General features: G+C 58.9%; 2 protein-coding genes and 1 pseudogene. All 3 read left to right on the top strand.

What is annotated here, in order from left to right; all coding sequences use genetic code 11:
• Positions 1-598: aminotransferase class III-fold pyridoxal phosphate-dependent enzyme (locus tag CA2_RS17070; protein ID WP_042420354.1), on the top strand; the 598-nt coding region annotated here is incomplete at its 5' end.
• 2 nt (positions 599-600) lie between these two features.
• Positions 601-1,809, top strand: a pseudogene (locus CA2_RS17065) (aspartate aminotransferase family protein); the annotation flags it as partial.
• Positions 1,810-1,856: 47 nt separating this feature from the next.
• On the top strand, positions 1,857-2,346 hold a 490-nt coding region (locus tag CA2_RS17060; RefSeq protein WP_042420355.1), incomplete at its 3' end, for an IS5 family transposase.

Below are 2,346 nucleotides of genomic sequence, written 5' to 3'. Positions count from 1 at the left end.
GGACGAGGTGCAAGCAGGCTTTGCACGCTCGGGCAAGATGTTTGCGTTTGAGCATGCGGGCATTGAGCCTGACGTCATCGTCATGTCCAAAGCCGTGGGGGGTAGCTTGCCACTGGCGGTGCTGGGCATTAAGCGCAAGTTCGATGCATGGCAGCCTGCGGGCCACACCGGCACGTTCCGCGGCAACCAAATGGCCATGGGCACGGGCATTGCCACATTGAAGGCCATTCGTGATCAAAACCTGGCCCAAAACGCCCAAGAGCGTGGCGATTTCCTGCAAGCCGAACTGAAGAAAATGGCGACGGAATTCCCCTGCATTGGCAATGTGCGTGGTCGTGGCCTCATGCTGGGCATTGAAATTGTGGACGAGAGCCAGTCCCCAGACCACATGGGTTCCTTGCCTGCCGATGCCAAGCTGGCGGCGGCCATTCAAACGGCGTGTTTCAACAACCAATTGCTGCTGGAAAAGGGCGGGCGCAATGGCACGGTGATTCGTTTGCTGTGCCCATTGATCATTACGCAGGCCGAGTGTGAAGAGGTCCTGGTGCGCTTCAAACATGCATTGGCTGAAGCGCTGGTTGCGGTACGGGGCGCATAAGCATGGTGGATTTTTCTGAACACCGCCAAGCACTGCTGTGCAACGATGCCGCATCGATTGGCGACTACACACAGGCCATGGCGCAAGCCACCCAGGCTGTGGCTGCCTGGCTGCAAAACGACAAGATGTACACGGGCGGCAGCATCAAGGAACTGCGCAGCACGATTGCTTTCAATCCTTCCAAAGAAGGCATGGGCGTGCAGCCTGCGCTGCAGCGCATGGTCGAGCTTTTCTTAAACAAGAGCCTGAAAGTGCACCATCCCCACTCGCTCGCGCATTTGCACTGCCCGACGATGGTGGCCAGCCAGATTGCCGAGGTGCTGATCAACGCCACCAACCAGTCCATGGACTCGTGGGACCAAAGCCCGGCGGGTTCGTTGATGGAAGTGCAGCTCATCAACTGGCTGCGTGGGAAAGTGGGCTATGGCGCAGGCAATGCCGGTGTCTTTACCTCGGGCGGCACCCAGTCCAACCTGATGGGCGTGCTGCTGGCGCGCGATGCGTGCATTGCCAAGCACTGGAAGGATGAGCAAGGCCAGCCTTGGTCGGTACAGCGCGACGGCATTCCTGCAGATGCGATGCGCAAGGTCAAAGTCATCTGTTCGGAGAACGCACACTTCTCCGTGCAAAAGAACATGGCCATGATGGGCATGGGCTTTCAGTCCGTGGTGACGGTGCCGGTGGATGCGGATGCGCGCATGGACATGGATGCGCTGGCCCACGCCATGGCGCGCCTGCAAGCCGAAGGCAAGATCGTGGCGTGCGTGGTGGCCACAGCGGGCACGACCGATGCGGGTGCCATTGACCCCCTGCCGCAAGTGCGTGCCATCAGCGCGCAATATGGCGCGTGGATGCACGTGGATGCGGCTTGGGGCGGTGCATTGATTCTGTCGCAGCAGCACCGCGACATGCTGGCAGGCCTGGAGCTGGCGGACTCGATCACGCTGGACTTTCACAAGCATTTCTTCCAAAGCATCTCTTGCGGTGCGTTCTTGCTCAAAGACGAAGCGAACTACCGCTTTATGCACTACGAGGCGGAGTATCTGAACTCTGCTTACGACGAAGAGCATGGCGTGCCGAATCTGGTGTCCAAATCGCTGCAAACTACGCGCCGTTTTGATGCGCTGAAGTTGTGGATGACGATTGAGGCTTTGGGTGAAGAACTCTATGGCTCCATGATTGACCACGGCGTGACGCTGACGCGTGCGGTGGGGCGTTGTTGCATAAATGCCGGTCGCAGGTGAGGTAGGCTCGGGAGATGAGTGAGACGAGCTGGGGTCGGGTTAAGTACCGCACAACGAACTGGAAGGCGTACAACGCAGCGTTGAAAGCGCGAGGAGACCTGACCATCTGGCTGGATAAGGACATGCAGTGGCTGGCCCAGCCCAGGGGCAAGCGTGGTCGTTGCCAGAAGTTCTCAGATGCGGCCATCCAGTTTTGCCTGACCATCAAGGGCTTGTTTGGGCAGCCCTTGCGCCAGACACTGGGCCTGGTGCAATCGCTATTGCGTATGGCAGGCCTGCCTTGGTCAGTGCCCGACTACAGCACGGTGTGTCGCAGACAAAAGAGCTTGAATGTGCAGGTGCACTACCGAGCAAGCGAGAAAGGCTTGCACCTGCTGGTCGACTCCACGGGCATCAAGTTCTTGGGCGAAGGTGAGTGGAAAACCAAAAAGCACGGTGCCGAGCGCCGCCGCCAGTGGCGCAAGGTGCATCTGGGTATTGATGCCCAGACACTGCAGATTTGTA

The organism is Comamonas aquatica NBRC 14918, from assembly GCF_000739875.1.
In the GTDB taxonomy this organism is placed as follows: Bacteria; Pseudomonadota; Gammaproteobacteria; order Burkholderiales; family Burkholderiaceae_C; genus Comamonas; species Comamonas aquatica.
Note: the sequence above shows the minus strand (reverse complement) of the source record. Positions and strands in the feature narration are given on the sequence as shown.